The sequence below is a fragment of the Chromatiales bacterium genome, from assembly GCA_014762505.1.
Classification (GTDB): Bacteria; Pseudomonadota; Gammaproteobacteria; order SpSt-1174; family SpSt-1174; genus SpSt-1174.
Genome location: JABURS010000043.1, coordinates 35,746 through 59,985 on the forward strand (window position 1 = coordinate 35,746; position 24,240 = coordinate 59,985).

Consider the following 24,240-nt stretch of genomic DNA (forward strand, 5'->3'; position numbering starts at 1 on the left):
CAATGCTCTGCATCGTGTCAGTAATCCTCGAGGAGAGACCCTATGCTTGAAGTCAATCAGATGGCCCCGGGCTTTGCCGCCGCCACTGCCGCCGGCAGGACGATATCGCTCGACGACTTTCGGGGGCGCAAGTCCGTGGTGCTGTATTTCTACCCCAAGGACGACACGCCCGGTTGCACCATCGAGGCGAACCAGTTCACCGCCCTGGCCGATGCTTTTGCCGCGGCCGACAGCATCGTGATCGGGGTGAGCCGGGATTCCTGCGAGAGTCACCAGGCCTTCATCGACAAGTTCGGCCTCAAGGTCGAGCTGCTCGCCGATACCGACGGGCGGATCTGCGAGGCCTATGGCGTGTGGCAGGAGAAGGAAAAGCAGGGCGTGAAAAAAATGGGTATCGTGCGTTCAACCTTCATAATAGACAGGATGGGGCATCTTGCCTGTGTAGAGTATGGTGTCGACCCCGAAGGCCACGCCCAGAAAATACTCGAAAGAGTCAGGACGATATAGCGCGGTCATTGCGGGGATGATGGCAGCAATGTGAGGACGACGATACTGGTGGGGATCGCGTAGCTGCCGCGCGACTTCTACACTCAGGGTAAGCCTGCCGACGGACCAGGAGGTGCTGCTCATGAATACGCCCGTCCTGAAAACCTGTTTTCTCGTCCTGTTGCTGTTCTTGCCAGTGGCTGCGCTGGCCACCGACAAGTCGACCATGCAGTTTTTCGACATCACCCAGACCGTGGTGCGTGTGCCGCTGGCCGACGGCGTGAATGCCGACGACGCCATCGAAGCGTTACGTTCGCGCGCGGTGCAGTACAACATGAAGCTGGTGGCCCACCAGCCGCTATCGAAGGAACTCGCCGCGCGCGGAATCGATTCGGGGCGTCTGGAGATCTTCCAGTTCTGCAATCCCGCTGATGCGTACCGTATGGTCCAGTACAACCCGGTCTTCGCCGCCTACATGCCCTGCCGGATTGCGCTGGTCGAGGATCAGGATGGCAAGTTCTGGTTGATGATGATCGACCTGGACATGCTCATCGACAATGCCGAGCTGCCACCGGAGCTCAAGTCCATAGCCAACCGAATCAACGACACCCTGATGTCGATGATGGAGGCGGCGGCCGAGGGTGCATTCTAGACTGGCATATCTCGCGGTTGATGAATTTCAATGTCCACGTGGCCTATGCGAAGCATATTGTTCCTACATGCATCGCCTAGCAGGAGGCCTCATGAGAGCCTTTGAAGGAGACGAAGAAGCACGGCAGATTCTGCGCACAGAGCGATTCCTACCAGAGGATCCTCGGAGCGAACACGTCGTAGTGTGGCGTACTTTTCGAAATGAGGATCAGGCGGTGGAGTTTTCTCGCCATATCCTGCTCGAGGATGGGCAGCGCGTAATCGGTGGCTGTGGCCGCGACGATGTCGGTGCCTACCACTGGATCGGGGTGGAAGTCGACGACATCGAGAAATGGGGGCATCCGGGCGCCATCCAGCTCTGCGACCCTCTCGATGCAGACGACCCAAGGGGGCAGGGACGCAAGCTCTGACTGCATGTTCCGCGGCAAGTCAGGACAATGCGAATGGGATCTTCTGGCACATCTGGGGAGCGTGGTGGACGCCCGATGATTCCCTGCTGGAAGATGGTGGAGGCACTGGCCTGAAAAGACCGCCTGGCGACCGTGGTTTCTTGAGCTTCGTGCCGGCCGCGTTAGGGTGAAGACAGAATCCAAACCGCAGGAGGCCCGATGAAATCATTCGAGGGAGACAACGAAGCACGCCGTATCCTGGCGCAATCGCGACCGCTGCCGCAGGACGCCAGAGCCGAGCGCGTCGTGCTGTGGAAGGCGTTTCGCAACGAAGACCAGGCGCTCGAGTACTCGCGCCACATCCTGCTGGAGGATGGCCAGCGCGTGGTCGGCGGTTGCGGCGAGGACGACATGGGCTGGTACTGCTGGCTCGGCATCGAGGTCGACGACATCGAAGCCTGGGGCAACTCGCAGGCCATCCAGCTGGTCGACCCGTTGGAGGCCGATGACCCGCGGGGGCAGGGGCGGAATTTGTGAGTAGCAAGTAGTGAGGCGTTAGTCGTTTTACGCCTATCTTCTCACTCCTCCCTCCTCACGCCCCGACAAGAAAAAGGCCGCGCAATGCGCGGCCTTTTTCTTGTCGGGGAGAGATCCCCGTCAGCCCCAGATGTCCTGGGTGATGCTCGCGTACCAGCCGCGGGCGTAGTCGGCCTCCTGCTGGCGGAACTGCGGGCCGGCATCGGCAGGGCTCACGCCACCGGCACCTTCCACGCCCTTGATGCCGCCATCCGTGTAGTGATACACGGCGGCCACCGAGATGCCGTAGTCGGGACCGACCAGGCTGTAGCAGGTGTTGACGTGGGAGGGCGTGATCATCGGCTGTTCCTGGAGACCCAGCACGATGGCCGCTGCCGCGATCTTGCCCTGGCTGTTGGCCGAGTGGCCGGACTTGGGCATGGCGCCGGCGACGCTGGCATCGCCGATGACGTGAATGCCGGGATGGATGGTCGACTCGAAGGTCTCCTGGTTCACCGGGCACCAGCCGTCGTCGTTGGTGAGGCCTGCCACATGCGCGATGGCCCCGGCCTTCTGCCGCGGGATGAAGTTCAGCACGTCGGCCTTGAACGAGTTCAGGCCGCCATCGGAATAGGCGGTGCGCGTGTTGACGTCCACGCGGTCCACCATGCCGCCCTGCGAGCCCGGCACCCATTCGATCATGTCGCCATAGAGCGCCTTCCAGCCGGCCTGGAACAGGCCCTGCTTGGAGAAGTTGTCCTTGGCATCCAGGATCAGCACCTTGGAGCGCGGTTTGTGCTGCTTGAGGTAGTGGGCCACCATGCCGGCACGCTCGTAGGGCCCGGGCGGGCAGCGGAACGGATTGCCGGGGGCGCACATGACGAACACCCCGCCGTCGTCCATGGCCTCGAGCTGGCTGCGCAGGATGCGGGTCTGCTCGCCGGCCTTCCAGGCATGGGGAATGGCGCTGGCGGTGGAGGCGTCCAGGCCCTCGACGGTCTCCCAGCGGAAGTCGATGCCGGGGGAGACCACCAGGCGGTCGTAGGACAGGGTGTCGCCGCTGCCCAGCGTGACCGTGCGGGCCGCCGGGTCGACGGCGGTGGCGCTGTCCTGCACGATGGTCACACCGTAGGTCGTCTTCAGCGCATCGTAGGTCTGCACGATGTCGTCCATCTCGCCCAGGCCGCCGAGCACCCAGTTGCTGCCGAAGCAGGTGGTGTAACTGGCACTGGGTTCGATCAGCGTGACGTCGAGGCCGGCGTCGAAGCGCTTGAGGTACTTGGCGCAGGTGGCACCACCCGGACCGCCGCCGATGATGACAATGCGGGCCTTGCCGCCACTGCCGTTCTTGCCGCAGCCGGACAGGCCGAACAGCCCGAGGGCGCTGCCGGCGCCGACGGTCTTGAGAAAGCTTCTGCGTGAGATATGCGTCATGCCGGTCCCCTTTATTTCAGCGTGCCGAGGTATTCGGCGAGGAGACGGATCTCCTCGTCGGTATAGCCCTTCGCGTGGCGGTTCATCACCGTGGCCGCGCGCGAGCCGTCACGAAAGCCCTTGAGCTGGCGTTCGATCACCTCGGCCGGGTAGCCGTTGATGGGGGGGATGGCGCCGGGGCTCTTGCCGTCGGTGCCGTGGCAGGCGAAGCAGGTGCTGGCGAGTATCTGGCCGCGCGAGATCTCCGCGCTGGCCGTGAGGGGCAGGGCGGCGATGCCGGCAAGCAGGATGCAGATCGCCCCTCCCTTGTGTAGCCGATGTGTCATGGACTTCCTCCTTCAATATGCAAGCGTTGAGTGCCGGCCTGACGGGCGGCGGCGTGCTGTTATGGTTATGTCTCCCTCGCAGGGGAGTATGGTCCAGGAAAGTGGTCTCTGCCGGTGAAAATCACCGGCAGCACCAGATGCAGATTAGCGCGAAAGACTTAAATATTGAAGGGTTTTAGCGGGCCGATCCGGGTGTGCGGGAGAGGTAGCTGCGCCAGCCGCCCTGCGCGGTGATGTCTTCTGCCCTGGAGATGGCGTAGGACTCGCACAGAAACCCCGCGACCTGCTCGCCATCGGCCAGTTCCACGCGCCCGATGCCCAGGGGGGCGGGAATCCCGTCCACGAAGCTGCCGAAGTGTTCGGCAGGCAGTTCCCACACCTCCACCTCGATCGGGGCCCCGTCTCCCGCACGCACCAGGCCAGGACGGTAGGGCGGCCCCCCGGGCAGGGCATAGAACCGGTAGTCGGGGCTGGTGAGGGTGCGCCGGACCAGCCGGCCACCGCGTTCGGTGAGTTGGTGGTTGAGCGGTAGCCCTTCCATGTGTGCGCCACAGACCGCCACCCGAATCCGGCCGTTGTCGCGGGCCGGGCCGTCGACCTGCGGGGGCAGTGGATGCGGTGTCGCGCCCATGGTCTGCACCGTGGCGCGTTGCAGGCGGTCGCCCAGCGGCAGCAACGCGGCGTCACCGAAGGCCGGCGCGATCAGGGTCACGCCGAAGGGCAGGCCGTCGGCCTGGAATCCCGCGGGCACCGCCAGGGCGGCGAGGTCCAGCAGGTTCATGAAGTTGGTGTAATAGCCGAGGTTGGCGTTGAGCCGGATGGGATCGGCATTCACCGCCTCGATGGGGTAGATCGTGCCGGCGGTGGGGGTGACGATGACGTCTACCGCGCGCCAGGCGGCCTCGGCCGCGCGGCGGTAGTCCATCAGGCGGTACTGTGCGGCAAAGGCATCGGTGGCCATGGGTTTCGCGCCGCCGGCGATGATGGTACGGGTCACGTCCATGAGGGCCTCGGGGGCCTCGTCGATCAGGGGCTGAGCGGCCAGGTAGCGCTCGGTCACCCAGGGTCCCTCGTAGAGCAGGCGGGCGGCCTCGAGGAAGGGGGCGAAGTCGATCTCCACCGGTGTGCCACCGAGTCCCTCCAGGTGCGCGACGGCCTCGGCGAACAGCCGTTGCGCCTCGGTGTTGCCGAAGAATTCGAGCTGGTCGGGACGCGGCACACCGAAGCGGAAGGCATGGGTATCGAAGTCATGGGGGAAGTCCGGCGCCGGGCGGGCGTAGGCGTCTTGCACGTCGAATTTCGCGGTGACCTGCAAGACCTTCCGGGCGTCGGCCACGTTGAGCGCGAAGATCGAAACCGTATCGAGCGTGCGACAGGCCGGCACCACCCCGCTGGCGGAGAGCAGGCCGCGCGTGGGTTTGACCCCCACCAGGTTGTTGAAGGCGGCCGGCACGCGTCCCGAGCCGGCCGTGTCGGTGCCGAGCGAGAAGCTCACCATGCCGGTGGCCACCGTCACCGCGGAACCGGCGCTGGAACCGCCGGAGATGTAGCGGGGGTCGAAGGCATTCTGGCAGGCGCCGTAGGGCGAGCGCGTGCCCACCAGGCCGGTGGCGAACTGGTCGAGGTTGGTCTTGCCGATCGGTATGGCCCCGGCGGCGATGAGGCAGTCGACCACGAAGGCGCTCTTCTGTGCCTGGTAGGCGAAGGCCGGGCAGGCGGCGGTGGTGGGCGCCCCCTTGAGGTCGATGTTGTCCTTGATGGCGAAGGGGATGCCGTAGAGCGGCAGCGTTTCGGGCGAATGGCCCTCGAGGCTGTCGGCATAGCCCTGCAGCTCCTCGCGAGAGAGGCGGTGGATCCATTCATTGCGGTCCGGCTGCGCGGCGATGCGCTCGAGCAGCACGTCGACGAGGTCGCGGGGAGTGAGCGTGCCCTCGCGGTAGGCGGCGTGCAGTGAGGCGATGTCCAGGCTGAGCTGTGCGTGGTTCATGGGTGTTTCCCGTGTCGAGGTTCGCGAATCATTCACTGGCAAGTTCGATGAGGATCATGGCCTGACCGGCGTGGACGGCGCTCCCGGCCGTACAGAGGATCTCGCGGATCACCCCTTCCTCGTCCGCCTCGATGGGGATCTCCATCTTCATGGCCTCCACGACGAGGAGCAGGTCGCCCGGCGCGACCTTGTCGCCGGCACGTGCCGTGATCTCCCACACGCTGCCGGTGACGGGCGAGGCAACGGCGATGCAGCCCGGCGGGATGTCGAAGGGGGCGTCGGAAGCCGATTCCTCGTCCGGCAGTGCGTCGACGTGCTCGGCCTGGCCGGCCTGCTTCCAGCGCTCGCGCTCGGCCTCGAAGGCCGCCTGCTGCGTCTGCTTGAAGGCGGCGATGCTGTCCGCGTTGTCCTGCAGGAAGCGGTTGTAGTCGCCGAGCTTGAGCGTGGTCTCCTCGATCTTCAGGTTGAAGCGGCCCTGCACGAAGTCTTTGCGCATCTGCGTGAGCTCCTCGTGGCTCACGGGATAGAAGCGTAACTGGTCGAAGAAGCGCAGCAGCCATTGCCTGCCGTCGGTGAAGTCCCGCGTCTGCCTGTAGCGGTTCCACATCTGCACCGTGCGGCCGACGAACTGGTAGCCGCCGGGCCCTTCCATGCCGTACACGCACAGGTAGGCCCCGCCGATGCCCACGGCGTTCTCCGGCGTCCAGGTGCGCGCCGGGTTGTACTTGGTGGTGACCAGGCGATGCCGGGGGTCCAGCGGCGTGGCCACCGGCGCACCCAAGTAGACGTCCCCCAGCCCCATCACCAGGTAGCTCGCGTTGACGAGGATGTCCTTCACATCCTCGATGCGTTCCAGCCCGTTGATGCGACGGATGAACTCGATGTTGCTCGGGCACCAGGGCGCGTCGGGCCGTACCGATTGCATGTACTTGTCGATGGCCAGCCGGGTGGAGGGGTCGTCCCAGGACAGCGGCAGGTGCACGATGCGGCTGGGAACCTCCATCTCCTCGATCGGCGGCAGTTCGTCCTCGGCGCGCCGGAGGATATGCAATAGCGCGTCCTGGCTGATGACGCGACTGTCGTAGTGGATCTGCAGGGAGCGGATGCCGGGCGTGAGATCGACGAGGCCGTCGATGGTCTGCGCACGCATCCATTCCATGAGCGCGTGCACGCGAAAACGCAGATTGAGGTCGAGTACCAGTTCGCCGTACTCGACCAGCAGGTACTTGTCGCCGGCCTGGCGGTAGCAGACGCCCACGTGACCCGCGTCGGGTTCGGCGCGAAAGAGGATCGGTGTGGCATCCCGGCCGGGCGTGCAGGTCGTGGGTGTCGAGGCTGGGGCCTCGACGCGCTGCGCAATCGACATGTCCTGTGCCTGCTCCAGTACGTTGGCCGTGGGGATGTCGATACAGTGGAAGCGTACCGTGTCGCCGGGCGCGAGCTGGCCCATCTTCCACAGCTCGGCCTGCACGATGGTGACCGGACAGACGAAGCCGCCGAGGCTGGGGCCGTCCGGGCCGAGGATCACGGGCATGTCGCCGGTGAAGTCCACTGCGCCGATGGCATAGGCGTTGTCGTGGATGTTGGACGGGTGCAGCCCGGCCTCGCCACCGTCCTCACGTGCCCACGCGGGCTTCGGCCCGATCAGGCGCACGCCCGTGCGGCTGGAGTTGTAGTGCACCTCCCAGTCGGTGGAGAAGAAGGTCGCGATGTCGTCGTCGGTGAAGAAATCCGGCGCGCCGTGCGGGCCGTAGGTCACCTGGATTTCCCAGTGCCGGTCGTAGCGCGGGATGAGTCCGGCCGGGATCGCCCGTGCCGGTTCGCCATTCCTCGCCGAGCCGTTCAGGCGCAGCACGTCGCCGACCTGCAGCGTGCGCCCGCCGTGCCCGCCGAACTGACCCAGCGTGAAGGTGGACTTGCTGCCCATGTAGTCCGGCACGTCGAAGCCGCCCCGCACGGCCAGGTAGCTGCGGCTGCCGCTGCCGGTGATGCCGCGCAGTTTCAGCGTGCTGCCGGCCTTCACCTCGATCGGCTGCCAGTAGTCGATGTCCTCGCCGTCGAGCTGGGCCTTCATCTGCGCGCCGGCGAGCGCGATCACGGCGTCGGTGTTGAAGCGCAGCGTGGGTCCGGTGACGGTGAGCTCCAGTGCGGCCGTGCCCTCGGCATTGCCCACGGCACGGTTGGCGAGCCGGAAGGCGAGGTGATCCATCGGTCCCGAGGGTGGGACGCCGATGTCCCAGTAGCCGGTGCGTCCCGGGTAGTCCTGGATCGTGGACTGGGTGCCGGGCGCGAGCACCTCGATGGTGGCTGGCCGGTAGGCGAAGCCGTCGAGATAGCGCGTGTAGTGCGCGGCGCGGGTGAAGATGTCGTCGCGCAGGATGGCGCGCAGGTAGGGCAGGTTGGACTCGATGCCATGCAGTGAGGTCTCGTCCAGCGCATCGAGCAGCCTGTCGATCGCCTCGGCGCGATCGCGGCCGCGGGTGATGATCTTCGCCACCATCGGGTCGTAGTAGGGCGGGATCGATGAACCCTGCTCCACCCAGGTGTCGACACGTGCCCCGGGCGGGAAGCGCATCTCGGTGAGCACGCCGCTGGCCGGCTGGAACTGCTTGCCGGGATCTTCGGCGTAGAGCCGCACCTGTACGGCCGCACCCTGTGGCGCGTGCCGGTAGTCCAGCAGGAACGCATTCTCTCCGGCAGCCTGGCGCAGCATCCACTCGACGAGATCGACGCCCGTGACCTCCTCCGTGACCCCGTGTTCCACCTGCAGGCGGGTGTTCACCTCCAGGAAGTAGAACTCGCCCGTCTTCGTGTCGAAGACATATTCCACCGTGCCGGCGGACTGGTAGTTGACGGCCTGTCCGAGGCGCACCGCCGCCTCCATCAGCTGTGCACGCAGGCGATAGCTGATGCCGGGCGCGGGCGTCTCCTCGATCACCTTCTGGTTGCGGCGTTGCACGGAGCAGTCGCGCTCGCCGAGCGCGACCACATTGCCCTGCCCGTCACCGAAGATCTGTACCTCGATGTGACGCGCGTACTCGACGTATTTTTCGAGAAAGATGCCGCCCTGGCTGAAGTTGTTACGGCTCAGGCGCTCGACGGAATGAAAGGCCTCCTCGAGTTGCTCCTCGCCGTGGCAGAGCTGCATGCCGATGCCGCCACCCCCCGCCGTGCTCTTCAGCATCACCGGATAGCCGATGCGCAGAGCCTCGCGTTTGGCGTGGGTGGCATCGTCGAGCAGACCCGTGCCGGGCAGCAGCGGCACCTGGTTCTCGGCGGCCAGGTGCCGCGCCTTGTGCTTGAGACCGAAGTCGCGCATCTGCACTGGTGTCGGCCCGATGAAAGCGATGCCGTTCGCCGCACAGGCCTCGGCGAAGTCTGCATTCTCGCTGAGGAAGCCGTAGCCCGGATGGATGGCCTGTGCGCCGGTGGCGCGCGCGGCCTCGAGGATCCGGGCCTGATCGAGATAGCTCTGGTTAGCCGGCGCCGGGCCGATGCACACGGCCTCGTCGGCCTGGGCGACGTGCAGCGAGTGCGCATCGGCCTCGGAGTACACCGCCACCGACTGGATGCCCATGCGTCGGAGGGTGCGGATGATGCGGCAGGCAATCGCGCCGCGGTTCGCTATCAGTACCTTGTTGAACATCGTCAGTCGTGACCACGGGCCCGCGCCAGCGCAGGTGTCCGTCGGTGCACATCACTCCCTGGTCGTGCCGGGCCGTCCCGGCGTGCTGGCCAAGGCCCCGGGGGTCGTCCCGCGAGGCGCGTCTTGCCAATACCGGAGCAAATCTCGGGCCAGGCCGTATTACCCGATGCGTGTTGCGTAATACGGCGACGCGGCAGGCCAGATGATGGCACGCATGCACCGCAACGGGGCGATTCCGCTCACGTCTGCCAGCACGTGGTGCGTGGCCTGTCGTCAGCCGTGTTCCGGTGCAGGCGGTCGACTGCGGGCATGGAAGTTGCTGAGTCGCGTATTACGGTCGCCCGGTTTGGTATTAACGCCGACGGGGCGAGACCGATATAACCAACAGATCAGGAGCGATCACCATGTCTGGCCCCCGCAAGCGTTGTTACTTTCTGCTCGTGAACGTGCTCGTCGTTCTCGTCCTGCTGGCGCCGCCGGCCATGGCCAGGGAGCGTTTCAAGGTGGCCTGGACGCTGTATGTCGGCTGGATGCCCTGGGAGCTGGCGCGGGCCGAAGGTATCGTGGACAAATGGGCCGCGCGTTACGGCATCGAGATCGAGGTGGTGCAGGTGGCCGAGTACATCGACTCCATCGAGCGTTTCGCCGCCGGCGAGTTCGATGCCTGCACCATGACCAACATCGATGCGCTCACCCTGCCTGCCGCCATGGGCACGGATTCCACCGCGTTGATCGTGGGTGACTTCTCCAATGGCAACGATGCCGTGGTGCTGAAGCGCCGGGACGACCTGCGGGCCATCAAGGGCCTGGAGGTCGGTCTGGTGCAGTACTCCGTTTCCCATTACCTGCTGCATCGCGCACTGGGTTCGGTCGGGCTGCGCGAGACCGACATCCGGCTCAAGGATACCTCGGACGCGGTCATCGATATGGCGTTTGCCATGACCGACATGCAGGCCATCGCGACCTGGAATCCGCAGCTCAACCTGGTGATGGGACTGCTCGAATCGAACAAGGTGTTCGACTCCAGCCAGATTCCCGGTGAGATCATCGACCTCACCGTGGTGAATACGCGCACCTTGCAGGAGAATCCGGACCTCGGCCGGGCCCTGGTGGGCGCCTGGTACGAGACCATGGCGCTGATGTCGCGCCAGGACAGCGTGGGTCGCAATGCGCGCGCCTACATGGGCGAGGCATCGGGTTCGCACCTGGTCGGCTACGAATCGCAGCTCGCCTCCACCCGCATGTTCTATGACGCCGGTGAGGCGACGCGCTTCGCGACCGATCGTGCCCTGGTCGAGACCATGGACAAGGTGCGCCGCTTCTCGGCCGAGGCGGGCCTGCTCGACAGCCCGGAGACGGTCGGCATCGCGTTTCCGGATGGCAGCGTGCTGGGTAACCGGGACAACATCAAGTTGCGTTTCGACAATCGCTACATGCAGCTGGCGGCCGACGATGCGCTGCTGGAGCCGCGCTGATCGGCGACGGCGGTAACGTCTGGGCCTGAACGCAGACCGCCCCTGATGTCAGGGGCGGTCTGGCATGAGCATGTCGTGAAACGGGGTCAATCCCAGATCATGACTTCAACCGGTGTGGGGTTGTAGGCGTTGCAGGGGTTGTTGAGCTGTGGGCAGTTGGAGATGAGGATCATCACGTCCATCTCGGCCCGCATCTCCACGTAGCGGCCGGCGGCCGAGATACCGTCCTCGAACCGGAGCCCGCCTTCCGGGGTGACCGGCACGTTCATGAAGAAATTGATGTTCGAGGAAAGGTCGCGCTTGCCCATGCCATGGTCGAAGTGGGCCAGGGCCATGAGGAAGCTGTCGCGGCAGCTATGCATGTGGTGCTTGTCCAGCGCGTAGCGCACGGTGTTGCTCTCGGCCGAACAGGCGCCGCCGATGGTGTCGTGACGGCCGCAGGTGTCGGCGGTGATGGTGAGCATCACGTTGCCCTCGTTCGACAGCAGCTGCGTGCCGGTGGTGAGGTAGATGTTGCCCTGGTTGCGGATGGTGTCGTTGGCGCTGTAGCGCTCTTCCAGGTCGTTGGCGTTGTAGAACAGGGTGTCCACGGCCTGGTTGCCCTCGAGGTCGAGGATGCGAACGGTCTGGCCCTTCTTCACGACGTGCATGAAGGGCTCGCCGGCCGGCACAACCTCGCTGAAGATCGCCTGGCTGGCATCCAGGCTGCTTTCCACCAGTTGGGTACTCATGTCGATGTCTCCTTGGTTCAGCCGAGCGGATACAGGCGTTCGGTGTTGATGAACGCACGCTGGTTCTGTTCGCAGTGGTTGCGGCAGGCGTCGTCAGGGCCGGGTTTCTCGGAGCGCCAGGCGGTGAGGTTCACGTCCTGCGGTGCGTATGCCGGGTTGGGGTCGAGCGGGTGCTGGCAGGTGGAGAGCGCCACCAGACAGTCCATCTCGAATCGCAGGTCGATGTGACTGCCCGCCTTCGAGTTGTTCGGCACGAACTGCATGTCGCCCGCGTCACTGACCACGATCTTGCTGAACAGGTTGAGGTTCGAGACCAGGTCGCGGCGGCCGAGACCGTACTTGCCCAGCTCGTTGATCAGGCTATCGTAGCCGTTGCGGTGGTAGGCATTTCGGTGTTCCTGGTAGCGCGCCTCGCCGTACTTGACCTTCACCATCTTCGCGTTGGACACGCCGCCAATGGTATCGTGCCAGCCGCAGCTGTCAGACGTGATCGAACACATCACGCGGCCCATGTCGCTGTAGCAGACGTTGCCGGTGGTGAGGAAGGCCGTGTGCTGTCCCTTGAGCGTGTCGGCCATGTTGTAGCGCTCGCCGCGATCTTCCCAGTTGTAGAGCAGCATGGCGACGTTGGCCCCGCCGTTCACGTCGGTGAGACGCAGCGTGGTGCCGCGGCGCATCACCCCGGACCAGTGCGCACCACCGGGAACCAGTTCATCCCAGAGGACCCGGCTGCTGTCGAGTGATTGAGTCATGTCGTTCTCTCCTGATGCGTCGTTAATACGAAAGTTCGTTCTGGTAATACCGCCAGGGCGAGGTTTTCCGTCCGGCACAAAGTCACTCAGCCCGCCTTGCGCGCTGGCGGCTGGTGCACCTGCGGAATCAGCGTGGTGGTCAGCTCCAGCTTGCCCGAGATCACGCCCCGGTTGGTGATCATCCGGTCGGCGATCTGTTGCAGGCGCGAGGCCGGCCCCTGGACGAGGATCACCTCCATGGTCTGCGAGTGCATGAGGTGCACGTGCAGCGAGCTGATGACCTCATCGACGTGTTCGTGCTGCAGGTCGGCGAGTATCTTCTGCAGGCGTGGGGTCGAGTGGTCGTAGAGCAGGGTGATGGTGCCGGCCATAACCTCGTTGCCCAGCTCCCGCTTGTGCGCCACCACCTCGTGGCTGATCATCTCGGAGATGGCGGCCGAGCGGCTCTCGTAGCCGCGCGCAATCACCATGTCGTCGAGCTGGTTGAGGAGCATCTCCGGCAGGGAGATGCTCACCCGGCTCACGCCACCTTGTCCCTTGATCATGTTTCTCTCCTGGCCATTTCGTTTCGCCTGCCTAGAACAGGTGGCTGTAGCGTTCGATTTCCCAGGCAGAGATGGTCTGGTGATACGAGACCCACTCTGCACGCTTGTACTTGATGAACTCGTCGCGCAGTTCCTGGCCCAGGGCCTCGATGACGAAGGGGTCGGCCTCGAAGGCGTCGATCGCCTCCGACAGGTTCTTCGGCAGGAACTCGATGCCGCGCGCCTCGCGCTCGGCATCGGTGAGCGCGTAGAGGTTGTCCTCCTGCGGCCGCCCTGGATCAATGCCTTCGCGGATGCCTTCAAGGCCGGCGGCCAGGGCGAGCGTGGCGGCGAGATAAGGGTTCACCGCGCCGTCGGCGTTGCGCGATTCGCAGCGCCCGCCGCCCATGGGCACGCGGATGGAGTTGGTGCGATTGTTCGAACCGAAGGAGTTGAACACCGGTGCCCAGGTGAAGTAGGGCATGTCACCCTGGCGTACCAGGCGCTTGTAGCTGTTCACCGTGGGGGCGAAGGCCGCACACAGCGCCTTGCCGTGCTTGATGATGCCGCCGATGAAGTGGTAGCCGATATCGGTGAGGCCGAGACCGCGCGGGTCGTCCTTCGGGTCGCAGGCGAAGACGTTCTCGCCGGTCTCGAGGTCGTACAGCGACATGTTGAAGTGCGCGCCATTGCCGGTCTTGTCGGCAAAGGGCTTGGGCATGAAGGTCGCGACCAGCCCCTCCTGCTTCGCGTACTCCTTGGCCATCAGACGCAGGAAGGTGAAGCGGTCGCAGGTGGTGAGGCCGTCGGCGTACATGAAGTCGAACTCGTACTGGCCGTTGGCGTCCTCGTGGTCGAAGGAATAGAGATCCCAGCCCAGCGCGTTGACGGTGGTGGCCATCTTGTCCAGCCAGGTGAACTGGTCGAGGAAGCCGCGTGCGTCGTAGCAGGGCTTGGTCAGCTTGTCATCGGGGTTGGGCACCTCGAGCGAGCCGTCCTCCTTCTGGCGCAGCACAAATACCTCGGCCTCGATGCCGAGGTTGAAGCCGAAGCCCATCTCGGCCGCCTTCGCCATCATGTTCTTCAGTGCGACGCGGGTGTTGAGCGGGTAGGGTTCGCCCTTGAAGTGATTGTCCGCCGGCATCCATGCCATCTCCGGCTGCCACGGCAGCTGGATGATGTGGTCGAGGTCCGGCACCGAGGCGATCTCGTCGTCGTTCGGCGCCTGGCCGAGGCCGTCCAGGGCATAACCGGTGTAGAGTTCGGAGCCGTGGGCCATGTGGGCCAGGTGGTCGATGGGGACGACCTTGCCCTTGGGTACGCCGTGTATGTCGACGTAGGCACCGAGGCAGTACTTCACGCCCTTGGACTTGAGCTGGTCCTGAATCTTTTTGATCTCTGCATCGGTCTTCATGTCAGGCCTTTCGTTCGTTCGGTTGTACGGGTTCGAAATAGGAATGGGGGAGCGGAGGCTCCTCGTCCATGCCGCGCGTTACCAGGGACGAGAGGTCCTCCACCATCCAGGCGTAAAGGATCTCGCCCTGTTCCCTGGTCGCCTGGCTGGGGAAGCCGGTGACGCCGTTGGTGCTGGTACGGTTCACGGGATGGGCGAAGACGCTGCCCGTCGTGCGGTCCGGGTCGTCGGCCTCGGTGATCTTTTCCTCTCGCACCATGTGCGGGGCGATGGCCAGCATTAGCGCGGTCTCGGCGGCGTTGGCGTGCCAGTCGCCGGCGTCGGCGAAGTGCTGTTCGCGTACGCGTGCGCTCACCGCCGGGGTGTTGATCAGGGCAATCATCAGGTCGTCGTGCGCGGCGCGCAGCATCTCGAGCCCGCAACGCAGCGGCGCCTCGTTGGTGACATGCCCATTGACCAGAAACAGGCGTTTGAAGCCGGAGGCATGCACCCAGTCGCCGATGTCCTTGATGACGTCGATGAGCGTCTTCGGGTTCAGCGCGATGGTGCCGGGCCAGCGTTTCGAGTGGCCGATGGAGCAGCCATAGGGCAAGGCCGGCAGCAGGGCCGCCCCGGTGTTGGTGGCCACGTCGCGGCACAGCCGTCCCGCGATTTCGGCATCCATGCCGCAGCCGAGGTGCGGGCCGTGCTGTTCGGTCGCACCCACCGGCAGGATCGCCGCGTCGATGCCCTTGACGGGCAGCGCACCGATCTCTTCCCAGGTCATCTGGTACCAGTCGTTCAGCATCAGTAGACGGACTCCACGTCGGCATCCACCGGCACCATGCGCACCATGTTGAGATGGTCGCCGTTGATGCCCGGTTCCGCTTCTGCCTGCGGGGGGTGGATGAGTTGTTCCAGCCGGCGACGGGTGGCCAGGAACTCCGGGCTCAGGAACTGCTCCGGGGTACGTGGGTGCGGCACCGGCACCTCGATCAGTTCCTGCACCTCGCCCGGATGGGCCTTGAGCACCAGGATGCGGTCGGCCAGGTACACGGCCTCGTCGAGGTCGTGGGTGATGAAGAGGATGGTGACGTCGATGTTCTTCCAGATCTCGAGCAGGTAGGCCTGCATCTTGGCCCGCGTCTGTGCGTCGAGTGCGCCGAAGGGTTCGTCCATGAGCAGGATGCGCGGCTGGTTGGCCAGGGCCCGTGCGATGGCCACGCGCTGTTTCATGCCGCCCGAGAGTTGGTGCGGATAGGCATTGGCGAATTTGGACAGGCCGACGAGATCGATCCACTGCATGGCCTCGTCCTCGCTGGCCACGCGCCCGCGACCGGCCATCTCCAGGCCGAACATCACGTTCTTCTTCACCGTGCGCCAGGGAAACAGCGTGTAGCCCTGGAACACCATGCCGCGATCCGGCCCCGGGCCCTTCACCGGCCTGCCGTCCAGCAGCACCTCGCCGCTGCTCTGCTCCTCCAGCCCCGCCAGGGTGCGGATGAGCGTGGACTTGCCGCATCCCGAGGGGCCGATCACGCAGACGAACTCGCGCTTGTGGGTCTGGAAGCTGATGTCCTTCAATGCCGTCACGCGACCCTGGGGGCTGTCGAACTCCTTGGTGAGGTTGTTCACCTCGAGGATGACGGGCCGTTTTTTCAGTCGTGAGAAGCGATCGGCCACTTCGGGCGACTGGTCGAGATAGCTCGGCAGGGCTAGCGGTTTCATGGAGTTCTCGCTCGTCTGCTGTTCAGGCACGGGCGCCGTGGCGCTGCCAGGGAAAGATGCGTCGGCCGAGCCAGGCGAGGATCAGGTCGGTGGTCAGCCCGATGATCCCGATGATGATGATGGCGGCGTAGACGTTGTCGAAGTTCTTGTATCGCGCCTGCTGGGTGATGAACCAGGTGATGCCCGAGCTGGTGCCGATCATCTCGGCCACGATCAGGTAGGTCCACGCCCAGCCGAGCAGGATGCGCATGTCGCGGTAGACATCGGTGATGATGCCGGGCAGTACGACCTTGAACAGCAGGGCAACGTTCTTCGCGCCCAGGGTCATGGCTGCCTCGAGCAGGGCCGGGTCGAGCTTGCGCGTGGTGTTGGAGATCACCAGCACCTGCTGGAAGAAGGTGCCGATGAAGATGATGGCGATCTTCGGTGCATCGTGGATACCGAGGATCGCGACCGCCAGTGCGCCGAACGCGGGTGCGGGCAGGTAGCGGAAGAATTCGATAAAGGGTTCGTTGAGGCGCGAGACCACGTCGTAGGTCCCGGCCAGGATGCCGAGCGGCACGCCGATCAGCGAGGAGAGAAAGAAGCCCCAGAAGATGACCTGGATACTGTCGGCCAGGCTTTCATGTAACCATTGCTCGTTGCGCCGTTCCGGCGGCGTGGTGAAGGCCGTGTAGAGTGCAGTGGCCACCTCGTGCGGCGCCGGCAGGTAGATGGGATTGGTGCGCCGACCCTCGGGCGGCGTCAGCCCTTCGGTGCGCATGGCCTCGAGTTCGCGCTCGAAGACCTCGCGATCGACCTGCATGCCCTCCCTGAAGTAGGAGACATCGCCGGGTTCGATCACCTCGACCTTGGGGTGCCAGAGGAATGGCAGGTAACTCACGAGCGCCCAGACCAGCAACGGAATGAGGAAGCTCAGCACGGCCAGGACTGTCCGTCGTCGCGGGTTCAGTTCCTTGCGCACGGCAAACCATGCCTCGCTCATGTCCTACCTCTCTCCGCTTGCTGGTCCGGGGTTTCGTGTGATGTCGGTCTACAGCGCGTCGGTGATCGTGGCGTCGATGTAGTCGTCGATCGGCTGCGGGTCCTTGTAGACCTCGTTGGCGACGTTGAACTCGTCGGAGAGCTTCGAGGAACCGTAGAGCGAGTCGAAGCCGTCGGTCTTCTCGAAGAAGCTGCGCGCTTCGTCCAGGGTGAGGATTTTGGTGCCTTCGATGAAGGTCTCGTACTCGGCCGGCTCGAGGCCCACGCGCGAGGCCATGATGCGCACGGCGTCGTCGCGGGTCTTCGGATCATTGATGTAATCGACCACGCGGTACCAGACCCGGGCGACCTTGATCCATTCGTCGCGGTTGGCTGCGAGGCTGGAGGGCGAGACGGCCAGCACGTCGTAGATCAGCCCCGGCTCGTCGGCGCTGCTGTAGACGGCTGTGGCACCCGGCACCATCTGCAGTGCCATGCCCGAGTTCGGCTGCCAGGCGACGATGGCGTCCACGTCACCCGAGGCGAGCACCTGAGGCGTCTCGTTGGTGGGCACGTTCACGAGTTCCACGTCGGCCTCGCTCATGCCGTTTTCCTGGAGCGCATTGAGCAGCAGCAGGTGACCAACGAAGCCGATCTCCACGCCCACCTTCTTGCCCTTGAGATCCTTGACGGAATCGATGCCGGGAGCGGCCACGACCATGTCGTTGCCGTTGGAGTAGTCGTTGATCAGGATCATCACGTTGCGTGCGCCGGTGGCACCGGTGACGAGGGCGTCGCCATTGGTCATGGCCACGGCATCGAGCTGACCGGCGGCGAAGGCATCCATGGAGGCGACGTAGTCGAACCATTCGAACTGCACGTCGACGCCGGCCTCCTTGAACCACTGTTTCTCGATGGCGACCTCCCAGGCTACCCAGCCGGGCCAGTCGCTGTAGCCGATCTTGAGCGGTTCGGCCAGGGCCTGGGCGGACATGCCCAGCATGGCGACGCCGGCCAGGGCGCCGAGCATTTTCTTGAGCGGATTTTTCATGGTGCGGCCTCTTCGGTATTACCGTTGGTGAATCGGGTAATACGAACAGAGCAACGCCTGTGCCAGATATGGCCGGATACGCGCTAAGCGACTGTTAATACGTGGGATTGTGCCGACTGCGGAGGCCGGCTGTGGGCGTGCGCCGCCCCGTGCTGGTGCAGGGTTGCTTGTGGCAGACCCTTATTGGGGCAGGACGCCTAGCGGGCCGCCGGGTCGGGCAGGCGGAAGGAGAGCAGGGCCGCGAGCAGCACGAAGCCGGCCGATGCCCAGAGTGCGCCTGCAAGGCCGGCCGTCTGGTAGAGCACGCCGGAGAGCACGGTACCGGTGAGTCGGCCGCCGGCGTTGGCCATGTAATAGAAGCCGACGTTCATGGCGACGCGGTCGTGATCGGCGTAGGCGAGGATGAGGTAGGAGTGCACGGCCGAGTTGAGTGCGAACAACAGGCCGAAGATGGCGAGGCCCACGATGAGCACCGTAGCCGGGTCCCAGCCCTGCAGCAGTGCCAGGGCGATGCCGGCAGGGGCGAGCAGCAGCGCCGCCGCGCTGAGACGCGCCGTATTGCCGGTCGGGCCCCGGCCGTGGTGACTGCGGCGCAGCAGGCGTGGCGCACTGGCCTGCACCGCCCCGTAGCCGATGATCCACAGAGCGAAGAAGCTACCGATGGCCATGTGGTCCCAGCCGAGCACGGCGGAGAGATAAACGGGCAGGGCGACGACGAACCAGATGTCGCGCGCACCGAAGAGGAAGAAGCGCGCGGCCGACAGCCAGTTGATGGCCGGGGTGTTGGAGAAGACCTGCGTGAATTTCGCACGGGCCTTCATCCTGCCTACGCCACTTGGCAACAGCGCGGCGGTGAGCAGCAGCACGAGGAAGAGGAGGCCCGCCAGCAGCGCCAGCGCACCGCGAAAGCCGATCAGCTGCAGCAGCGCTGCACCGACGAAGAAGCCTGCCCCCTTGAGTGCGTTCTTCGAGCCCGTGAGCAGGGCCACCCAGCGGAAGAGCTTCGACTCGTTGTCCGGTCCGCCTTCGTGCGCGATGGCCTTCACCGAGGCCTTGGCCGACATCTTGTTGAGGTCCTTGGCAATGCCCGACAGGGCCTGCGCGGCCATCACGTAGGCCACCGACAGCCAGGGGTCGGGAACGGTGAGCATCAGCAGGGCCAGCACCTGCAGGGCCATGCCGATGTGCATGGTCAGGTTGAGGCCGATGCGCGCGCCCAGCCAGCCGCCCACCAGGTTGGTGACGATGCCGAAGAACTCGTAGAACAGGAACAGCATCGCCACCTCGAACGGCGAATAACCGAGCTGGTGGAAGTACAGCACCACCAGCATGCGGATCGCGCCGTCGGTGATGGTGAAGCCCCAATAACCGCCGGTCACTACCAGGTAGTGGAAGAGTGAAGTTTGAAGTTTAAAGTTTGAAAGAAAGTGCATCATGTCATGCCGCGCATTTTACGGATGATTGTGGTGAGAATGGCGATCAGTTCGTTGCACTCGTTTTGCAGTTCGACCAATCGTGTTTCTGCCACGAGGTCGGTTGCGGCCATCAGGCGCAGCCAGTAATGCGTCTCGCGTGCCTCCTTGCACGCAATGCTGTATTTGCTGATGAAGTCAGCCTCGCTCTGTGCTGCCTGACCTTCTTCTATGTTGGCTCCGATCGATGTGCCGGAACGAAGCAGCTGCGAGGCAAGCGTTCTTGAAGCCCCTGGCCGCTTGTCCAGCAACTGGCAGAGGCGCACGATGCGCGTGGCAAACTCGAAGCTCCTTTTCGGCAAATCAGATTTCACTTCCTTGTCTCCTTCAGACTTCAAACTTCACTCTTCAAACTTCGCGCTACGTGTCGCGCGAGCTCCATCATGCGGTTCACGTAGCCCCATTCGTTGTCGTACCAGGCCAGCACCTTCACCTGGGTGCCGTCGATGACCATGGTGGAGGGGGCGTCGACGATGGAGCTGCGTGGGTCATCCTTGTAGTCGATGGAGACCAGCGGACGCTCCTCGTAGCCGAGGATCCCGGCGAGCGGCCCGTCCGCCGCCTCGCGGAAATAGCCGTTCACCTCCTCGGCCGTGACCCTGCGCGCGGCCTCGAAGACGAAGTCGGTGAGCGAGGCGTTGAGCAGTGGCACGCGCACGGCCAGGCCGTTGAGCTTGCCTTCCAGCTCGGGAAAGATCTTCGTGATCGCCTTGGCCGAGCCGGTGCTGGTCGGGATGAGCGACTGGCCGCAGGCCCGCGCACGGCGCAGGTCCTTGTGGCCCTTGTCGACGATGGTCTGGGTGTTGGTGATGTCGTGGATGGTCGTCATCGTACCGTGGCGGATGCCGATCTTTTCGTGCATCACCTTGACCACTGGCGCCAGGCAGTTGGTGGTGCAGGAGGCGGCCGTGAGCAGGTGATGCGTTGTCGGATCGTAGGCATCGTGGTTGACGCCGTAGACGATGTTGAGCGCACCTTCGACCGGGGCGGCGACGATGACCTTCTTCACGCCCTGGTCGAAATAGGCCTGGAGCTGCTCGGGCTTGCGGAACCGGCCGGTGGCCTCGATGACGAGGTCGCAGTCCGACCAGTCGGTGTCGGCAATCGTTGTATTTCGTGTGTAGGCGATGGGCTTGCTGTCAATGACGAGGGCGTCGCCTTCACCGGAGCAATCGTGCGGCCAGCGGCCGTGCACCGAGTCGAAGACCAGCAGATGCGCCGAGCCCGCCGCGTCCGTCGCGATCTCGTTGATGCGCGCGATGTCCAGTTCGTCGAAGTCCCAGCCCGCGCGCAGGCCGAGCCGTCCCATGCGGCCGAAACCGTTGATGCCGATACGTGTCGTCATGTCAGAAATCCGAAGGTTGAAAGCCCGACGCAAAGCATGCGCCCGTGTTGTTTAAACCTGGTGAAGAACACCGGTTACAGCCAGGCGTCGACCTGGTCGCGCGAGGGGACACCGCCAGCGTGCACCACCTTGCCGTCGACCACCACGCCCGGCGTGGACATCACGCCGAAGCTCATGATCTGGCCGATGTCTTCCACCTTTTCCAGCTCGATCTCCACTCCCCGGGCGCGGGCGGCCTCATCGATGAGCGTTAGGGTGGCCTTGCAGTTGGCGCAGCCGGTGCCCAGTACCTTTATATTCTTCATGTCTGCTTCCTCCGGTGTTCAGGCCGGCTTGACGGCCTCGATGCTTGCGGATACGACGTAGTCCTCGACGCGGCGTCCCGGTGCCCAGTGGCGGATGAATTCACGGCTCTCATCCTTCGGCTGGATACGGATGTCCGCGAAGCCGGCTGACGCGAGCATGGCTTCCAGGTCGTCGATGAGGGATGCGCCGGCCATGCAGCCGGTATAGAGGGCCAGGTCCTGTCGTGCCGTTTCGGACAGCTTGGCCGTGGCCACGATGTCGCTGATGGCCAGTCGCCCGCCCGCTTTGAGCACGCGGAATGCCTCGCGAAAGACCTGCGCCTTGTCGGGCGAGAGGTTGATCACGCAGTTGGAGATGATGGCATCGATGCTGTCGTCGGCCACTGGCAGATGCTCGATCTCGCCGAGGCGGAACTCGACGTTGCGGTAGTCGCCCTTGTGTGCGTTCTCGCGGGCGCGGCTGAGCATCTCCGGTGTCATGTCGACACCGATCACGCGGCCCGACCCGCCCACGGCGCGGGCGGCGAGAAAGCAGTCGAAACCCGCGCCGCTGCCCAGGTCCAGGATGGTCTCGCCGGGTTGGAGGGCGGCGATGGCCTGTGGGTTGCCGCAGCCCAGACCGAGATCCGCGCCTTCCGGAGCGGCAGCCAGTTCCGTGTCGGAATAGCCGAGGCGGGCGGATGCTCCGGTGCCGACCACGGGGTCACAGCAGTTGCTGCCCGTGCAGCAACCGTTGCCGCCCTGGGCGACCTGGCCGTAAGTCTCGCGGACGACACCGCGGATCTTTTCCTGATCGGTGCTCTGCATGTTTGTTTCTCCGTTGTGTACTGTGTCGGCGCGTTCAGCAGCAGGACTGTCCGCTGGCTGCGGTGCCGCAACAGCTACCGGTGCTGGTCGTGGCCGGCGCGGCAAGCTGTCCCTCGGCCGCCTCCTCGTCGAAGATGGCATCGAGTTTGTCACCCGCCTCGTCGCGGATGTGACGCGCGACCTCGATCACGGTGTCGATCTGGTGCTCCGGGATGCCGAGTTCGCGCAGGCGCGCGAGCTGGCAGAGGCCCTTGCTCGGGTGGTTGGAGGCGATCGAGGCCGCGAGCGAGACCATGGCGACGATGGAGGGATGCAGCTGCGGTTGCGTGGTCATGGCAGAATCTCCTCGGGGATGAACAGATTGAAGCCCCAGCCGACCAGGATGAAGGCCACGGCCAGGATGAGGACGAACAGGCCGAGCGCCGGCCAGCGCACGACCTTGCGCAGGATCAGCAGCTCGGGGACGGACAGGGCGGCGACACTCATCATGAAGGCGAGCGTGGTACCCACGGCCACGCCCTTGCCGAGCATGGCCTCGGCCACCGGGATGACGCCGGTGGCATTGGAATAGAGCGGTACGCCGAGGATCACGGCCATGGGCACGGCCAGCCAGTTGTTGCCGCTGCCCAGATTCTCGACCACCCAGTCCTCGGGCACGTAGCCGTGGAACAGGGCGCCGATGGCGATGCCTGCGATGATCCACTTCCAGATGCGCCGCACGATCTCGCGCACCTCGCCCATGGCGTAACGGTGGCGGCCGAGCAGGCTGCTGTCCGGCTCGGCAGCGGCCACTTCGCCCATCCGGATCTTCCAGACGTACTCCTCCACCCAGCGTTCCGAGCGCGCCGCGTCCATGATCATGCCGCCGATGTAGGCGACGATGAGTCCGGCCAGCACGTAGAGCAGGGCGATCTCCCAGCCGAGGATGCCGATGAGGATGACCACGGCCACCTCGTTGATCATCGGGCTGGCGATGAGGAAGGAGAAGGTGACCCCCAGCGGCACGCCGGCCTCGACGAAGCCGATGAACAGTGGCACGGACGAGCAGGAGCAGAAGGGCGTGACCGCGCCGAGCAGGATGGCGAGGATGCGCGCCAGCCATTTCGGCTTGCCGCGCACGTAGGCGCGTACCCGTTCGGGGGTGAACAGCGCGCGCAACAGGCCCATCACGTAGATCACGACCACGAGCAGCGCGAAGATCTTCGCGATGTCCATGACGAAGAACTGCAGGGCCGCGCCGAAGGCGGTTCCCGGCGACAGGCCCAGCAGGTCGAAGACGAGCAGGTTGGCGAGCGCGTCGAACACGGGCTTACATGGCCTCGAACTGCAGGTAGGTGCGGTTCATGTTGGCGCGGTGCAGCGAGTCGAAGTGCTCGAGGTGCCGGAAGTCCGGGTGCCCGGCGTGGCGCGCGATCACGTCGGCCATGGATTCCATCTCCCGGGCCGCGGCACCCACCACGTCCACCAGGAAGTCGTAGTAGTCGCCCGTGTCGCGGCGGGCCGTGGCCAGGTCCGTCACGTGACCGTGGCCGGGGACCACGTGCTCGGGCGCCAGGGCCTCCATGGCCTCGAAGGCGGCCTGCGCCTTCTGCATGTCGGACCAGTCGTGCACGGAGAGCATGCGGTCGACGTAGACGAGGTCGCCGGTGAAGACTGTCTTCTCGCCCGGGATCCACAGCATGGCGTCGCCCGGGAAATGCGCATCGGTGTAGCTCAGCACCAGATCCATGCCGCCGAAGGTCAGCGTGACCGTATCGCCCTCGATACGGGTGGTGGCCGGCAGCGGCTCGGTGCCCGCCAGGCGCTCACCGAGGAAGCGTTCCAGCGTCTGCATGTGGCGGTCGGCGAAGCGCTCCTGGGTCTGGGCGGTGCGCGCCAGGGCGATGATTTCGGCGCCCTGTCCGGCAAAATGGGCATTGCCCAGCCAGCGGTGGTCCTGGCTGCCGATGTTGATCACCCACTTCACCGGCTGCGATGTCACCCTCGCGATGGCGGCCTCGAGCTGCTGCGCGCCGAGCTTGCTCGCACCCGAGTCGATCAGGATCACGCCCTCGTCCGTCACGATGAAACCCAGGTTGTTGTTGAGCCCGTCGTTCTCCGGGCTGCGCTGGTCCAGCGGGCCGACGATGGCGTAGACATTGCCGCTGACCTTCTCCGCCACGGGGGTGTAGGCCAGCGCCGGCCCGGCCGCGAGCAACAGCAGCGGGAGCAGGAAGCGGGTCAGGTATCGGATGGTTCGGTTCATCTTCATCTCTCCTG

General features: G+C 64.9%; 25 protein-coding genes. 5 read left to right on the forward strand and 20 right to left on the reverse strand.

Annotation, left to right across the window (positions count from 1 at the left end):
- The first annotated feature begins 42 nt into the window (after positions 1–42).
- The 4 genes from HUJ28_11940 to HUJ28_11955 all read left to right on the forward strand — a co-directional run bounded on the left by HUJ28_11940 (position 43) and on the right by HUJ28_11955 (position 2,063).
- A complete protein-coding gene (locus HUJ28_11940) occupies positions 43–507 on the forward strand; it encodes a peroxiredoxin (protein MBD3620171.1) in 465 nt (154 codons plus the stop codon).
- Between the two features lie 121 nt (positions 508–628).
- The gene (locus HUJ28_11945; GenBank protein ID MBD3620172.1) at positions 629–1,138 is read left to right on the forward strand and encodes a DUF302 domain-containing protein; all 510 of its coding nucleotides are present in this window, start codon (positions 629–631) and stop codon (positions 1,136–1,138) included.
- 91 nt (positions 1,139–1,229) lie between these two features.
- On the forward strand, positions 1,230–1,547 hold the full coding sequence (locus tag HUJ28_11950; protein ID MBD3620173.1) for a hypothetical protein: 318 nt from the start codon (positions 1,230–1,232) through the stop codon (positions 1,545–1,547).
- Between the two features lie 198 nt (positions 1,548–1,745).
- Entirely contained in the window at positions 1,746–2,063 is a 318-nt protein-coding gene (locus tag HUJ28_11955; GenBank protein MBD3620174.1) for a hypothetical protein, read from the forward strand.
- 120 nt (positions 2,064–2,183) lie between these two features.
- Here HUJ28_11955 and HUJ28_11960 read toward each other — a convergent pair whose 3' ends face one another.
- The 4 genes from HUJ28_11960 to uca form a co-directional block, all read right to left on the reverse strand.
- Positions 2,184–3,476, reverse strand: coding sequence for an FAD-dependent oxidoreductase (locus tag HUJ28_11960; protein MBD3620175.1), 1,293 nt, complete (start codon positions 3,474–3,476; stop codon positions 2,184–2,186).
- A gap of 11 nt (positions 3,477–3,487) precedes the next feature.
- Complete coding sequence (locus tag HUJ28_11965; protein MBD3620176.1) at positions 3,488–3,802, reverse strand: c-type cytochrome; 315 nt, start codon at positions 3,800–3,802, stop codon at positions 3,488–3,490.
- Positions 3,803–3,977: 175 nt separating this feature from the next.
- A complete protein-coding gene (gene atzF, locus HUJ28_11970; protein MBD3620177.1) occupies positions 3,978–5,789 on the reverse strand; it encodes an allophanate hydrolase in 1,812 nt (603 codons plus the stop codon).
- Between the two features lie 28 nt (positions 5,790–5,817).
- Entirely contained in the window at positions 5,818–9,435 is a 3,618-nt protein-coding gene (uca, locus tag HUJ28_11975; protein MBD3620178.1) for an urea carboxylase, read from the reverse strand.
- A gap of 404 nt (positions 9,436–9,839) precedes the next feature.
- Here uca and HUJ28_11980 point away from each other — a divergent pair, with 404 nt between their 5' ends.
- Positions 9,840–10,910, forward strand: coding sequence for a lipid kinase (locus HUJ28_11980; protein ID MBD3620179.1), 1,071 nt, complete (start codon positions 9,840–9,842; stop codon positions 10,908–10,910).
- A gap of 86 nt (positions 10,911–10,996) precedes the next feature.
- Here the strand turns inward: HUJ28_11980 and HUJ28_11985 are convergent, their stop codons facing one another.
- The 16 genes from HUJ28_11985 to HUJ28_12060 form a co-directional block, all read right to left on the reverse strand.
- The gene (locus HUJ28_11985) at positions 10,997–11,641 is read right to left on the reverse strand and encodes an urea carboxylase-associated family protein (GenBank protein MBD3620180.1); all 645 of its coding nucleotides are present in this window, start codon (positions 11,639–11,641) and stop codon (positions 10,997–10,999) included.
- Positions 11,642–11,658: 17 nt separating this feature from the next.
- Positions 11,659–12,393, reverse strand: coding sequence for an urea carboxylase-associated family protein (locus tag HUJ28_11990; GenBank protein MBD3620181.1), 735 nt, complete (start codon positions 12,391–12,393; stop codon positions 11,659–11,661).
- An 86-nt stretch (positions 12,394–12,479) separates the two neighbouring features.
- Positions 12,480–12,938, reverse strand: a complete 459-nt coding sequence (nikR, locus tag HUJ28_11995) for a nickel-responsive transcriptional regulator NikR (GenBank protein ID MBD3620182.1) — start codon at positions 12,936–12,938, stop codon at positions 12,480–12,482.
- Positions 12,939–12,969: 31 nt separating this feature from the next.
- Positions 12,970–14,331: a type III glutamate--ammonia ligase gene (gene glnT, locus HUJ28_12000; GenBank protein MBD3620183.1), complete on the reverse strand. Its 1,362-nt coding sequence runs from the start codon at positions 14,329–14,331 to the stop codon at positions 12,970–12,972.
- 1 nt (position 14,332) lies between these two features.
- The gene (locus tag HUJ28_12005; protein MBD3620184.1) at positions 14,333–15,118 is read right to left on the reverse strand and encodes a creatininase family protein; all 786 of its coding nucleotides are present in this window, start codon (positions 15,116–15,118) and stop codon (positions 14,333–14,335) included.
- Positions 15,118–16,038 (reverse strand): ABC transporter ATP-binding protein, encoded by a 921-nt coding sequence (locus HUJ28_12010; GenBank protein ID MBD3620185.1) that lies wholly within the window; start codon positions 16,036–16,038, stop codon positions 15,118–15,120. The genes HUJ28_12005 and HUJ28_12010 overlap by 1 nt, the downstream gene beginning before the upstream one ends.
- 22 nt (positions 16,039–16,060) lie before the next feature.
- Complete coding sequence (locus HUJ28_12015; protein ID MBD3620186.1) at positions 16,061–17,023, reverse strand: ABC transporter permease subunit; 963 nt, start codon at positions 17,021–17,023, stop codon at positions 16,061–16,063.
- A 48-nt stretch (positions 17,024–17,071) separates the two neighbouring features.
- Positions 17,072–18,052: an ABC transporter substrate-binding protein gene (locus HUJ28_12020; GenBank protein ID MBD3620187.1), complete on the reverse strand. Its 981-nt coding sequence runs from the start codon at positions 18,050–18,052 to the stop codon at positions 17,072–17,074.
- Between the two features lie 197 nt (positions 18,053–18,249).
- Positions 18,250–19,485: an organoarsenical effux MFS transporter ArsJ gene (gene arsJ / locus HUJ28_12025; GenBank protein ID MBD3620188.1), complete on the reverse strand. Its 1,236-nt coding sequence runs from the start codon at positions 19,483–19,485 to the stop codon at positions 18,250–18,252.
- On the reverse strand, positions 19,485–19,838 hold the full coding sequence (locus tag HUJ28_12030; GenBank protein ID MBD3620189.1) for a four helix bundle protein: 354 nt from the start codon (positions 19,836–19,838) through the stop codon (positions 19,485–19,487). Before HUJ28_12030 ends, arsJ begins: the two co-directional genes overlap by 1 nt.
- A 20-nt stretch (positions 19,839–19,858) precedes the next feature.
- Entirely contained in the window at positions 19,859–20,869 is a 1,011-nt protein-coding gene (locus HUJ28_12035; protein ID MBD3620190.1) for an ArsJ-associated glyceraldehyde-3-phosphate dehydrogenase, read from the reverse strand.
- Between the two features lie 74 nt (positions 20,870–20,943).
- Positions 20,944–21,174, reverse strand: coding sequence for a TM0996/MTH895 family glutaredoxin-like protein (locus tag HUJ28_12040; GenBank protein MBD3620191.1), 231 nt, complete (start codon positions 21,172–21,174; stop codon positions 20,944–20,946).
- Positions 21,175–21,192: 18 nt separating this feature from the next.
- Entirely contained in the window at positions 21,193–21,981 is a 789-nt protein-coding gene (locus tag HUJ28_12045) for an arsenite methyltransferase (GenBank protein MBD3620192.1), read from the reverse strand.
- Between the two features lie 34 nt (positions 21,982–22,015).
- Positions 22,016–22,315 (reverse strand): hypothetical protein, encoded by a 300-nt coding sequence (locus HUJ28_12050; GenBank protein MBD3620193.1) that lies wholly within the window; start codon positions 22,313–22,315, stop codon positions 22,016–22,018.
- Positions 22,312–23,286, reverse strand: a complete 975-nt coding sequence (locus HUJ28_12055) for a permease (protein MBD3620194.1) — start codon at positions 23,284–23,286, stop codon at positions 22,312–22,314. The genes HUJ28_12050 and HUJ28_12055 overlap by 4 nt, the downstream gene beginning before the upstream one ends.
- Positions 23,287–23,290: 4 nt before the next feature.
- Complete coding sequence (locus HUJ28_12060; GenBank protein ID MBD3620195.1) at positions 23,291–24,226, reverse strand: MBL fold metallo-hydrolase; 936 nt, start codon at positions 24,224–24,226, stop codon at positions 23,291–23,293.
- Positions 24,227–24,240: the final 14 nt, after the last annotated feature.

Coding starts and splice junctions, on each gene's coding strand:
- HUJ28_11940 (MBD3620171.1), top strand. CDS start 43: ATGCTTGAAGTCAATCAGATGGCCCCGGGCTTTGCCGCCGCCACTGCC.
- HUJ28_11945 (MBD3620172.1), top strand. CDS start 629: ATGAATACGCCCGTCCTGAAAACCTGTTTTCTCGTCCTGTTGCTGTTC.
- HUJ28_11950 (MBD3620173.1), top strand. CDS start 1,230: ATGAGAGCCTTTGAAGGAGACGAAGAAGCACGGCAGATTCTGCGCACA.
- HUJ28_11955 (MBD3620174.1), top strand. CDS start 1,746: ATGAAATCATTCGAGGGAGACAACGAAGCACGCCGTATCCTGGCGCAA.
- HUJ28_11960 (MBD3620175.1), bottom strand. CDS start 3,476: ATGACGCATATCTCACGCAGAAGCTTTCTCAAGACCGTCGGCGCCGGC.
- HUJ28_11965 (MBD3620176.1), bottom strand. CDS start 3,802: ATGACACATCGGCTACACAAGGGAGGGGCGATCTGCATCCTGCTTGCC.
- atzF (MBD3620177.1), bottom strand. CDS start 5,789: ATGAACCACGCACAGCTCAGCCTGGACATCGCCTCACTGCACGCCGCC.
- uca (MBD3620178.1), bottom strand. CDS start 9,435: ATGTTCAACAAGGTACTGATAGCGAACCGCGGCGCGATTGCCTGCCGC.
- HUJ28_11980 (MBD3620179.1), top strand. CDS start 9,840: ATGTCTGGCCCCCGCAAGCGTTGTTACTTTCTGCTCGTGAACGTGCTC.
- HUJ28_11985 (MBD3620180.1), bottom strand. CDS start 11,641: ATGAGTACCCAACTGGTGGAAAGCAGCCTGGATGCCAGCCAGGCGATC.
- HUJ28_11990 (MBD3620181.1), bottom strand. CDS start 12,393: ATGACTCAATCACTCGACAGCAGCCGGGTCCTCTGGGATGAACTGGTT.
- nikR (MBD3620182.1), bottom strand. CDS start 12,938: ATGATCAAGGGACAAGGTGGCGTGAGCCGGGTGAGCATCTCCCTGCCG.
- glnT (MBD3620183.1), bottom strand. CDS start 14,331: ATGAAGACCGATGCAGAGATCAAAAAGATTCAGGACCAGCTCAAGTCC.
- HUJ28_12005 (MBD3620184.1), bottom strand. CDS start 15,118: ATGCTGAACGACTGGTACCAGATGACCTGGGAAGAGATCGGTGCGCTG.
- HUJ28_12010 (MBD3620185.1), bottom strand. CDS start 16,038: ATGAAACCGCTAGCCCTGCCGAGCTATCTCGACCAGTCGCCCGAAGTG.
- HUJ28_12015 (MBD3620186.1), bottom strand. CDS start 17,023: ATGAGCGAGGCATGGTTTGCCGTGCGCAAGGAACTGAACCCGCGACGA.
- HUJ28_12020 (MBD3620187.1), bottom strand. CDS start 18,052: ATGAAAAATCCGCTCAAGAAAATGCTCGGCGCCCTGGCCGGCGTCGCC.
- arsJ (MBD3620188.1), bottom strand. CDS start 19,485: ATGCACTTTCTTTCAAACTTTAAACTTCAAACTTCACTCTTCCACTAC.
- HUJ28_12035 (MBD3620190.1), bottom strand. CDS start 20,869: ATGACGACACGTATCGGCATCAACGGTTTCGGCCGCATGGGACGGCTC.
- HUJ28_12040 (MBD3620191.1), bottom strand. CDS start 21,174: ATGAAGAATATAAAGGTACTGGGCACCGGCTGCGCCAACTGCAAGGCC.
- HUJ28_12045 (MBD3620192.1), bottom strand. CDS start 21,981: ATGCAGAGCACCGATCAGGAAAAGATCCGCGGTGTCGTCCGCGAGACT.
- HUJ28_12050 (MBD3620193.1), bottom strand. CDS start 22,315: ATGACCACGCAACCGCAGCTGCATCCCTCCATCGTCGCCATGGTCTCG.
- HUJ28_12060 (MBD3620195.1), bottom strand. CDS start 24,226: ATGAACCGAACCATCCGATACCTGACCCGCTTCCTGCTCCCGCTGCTG.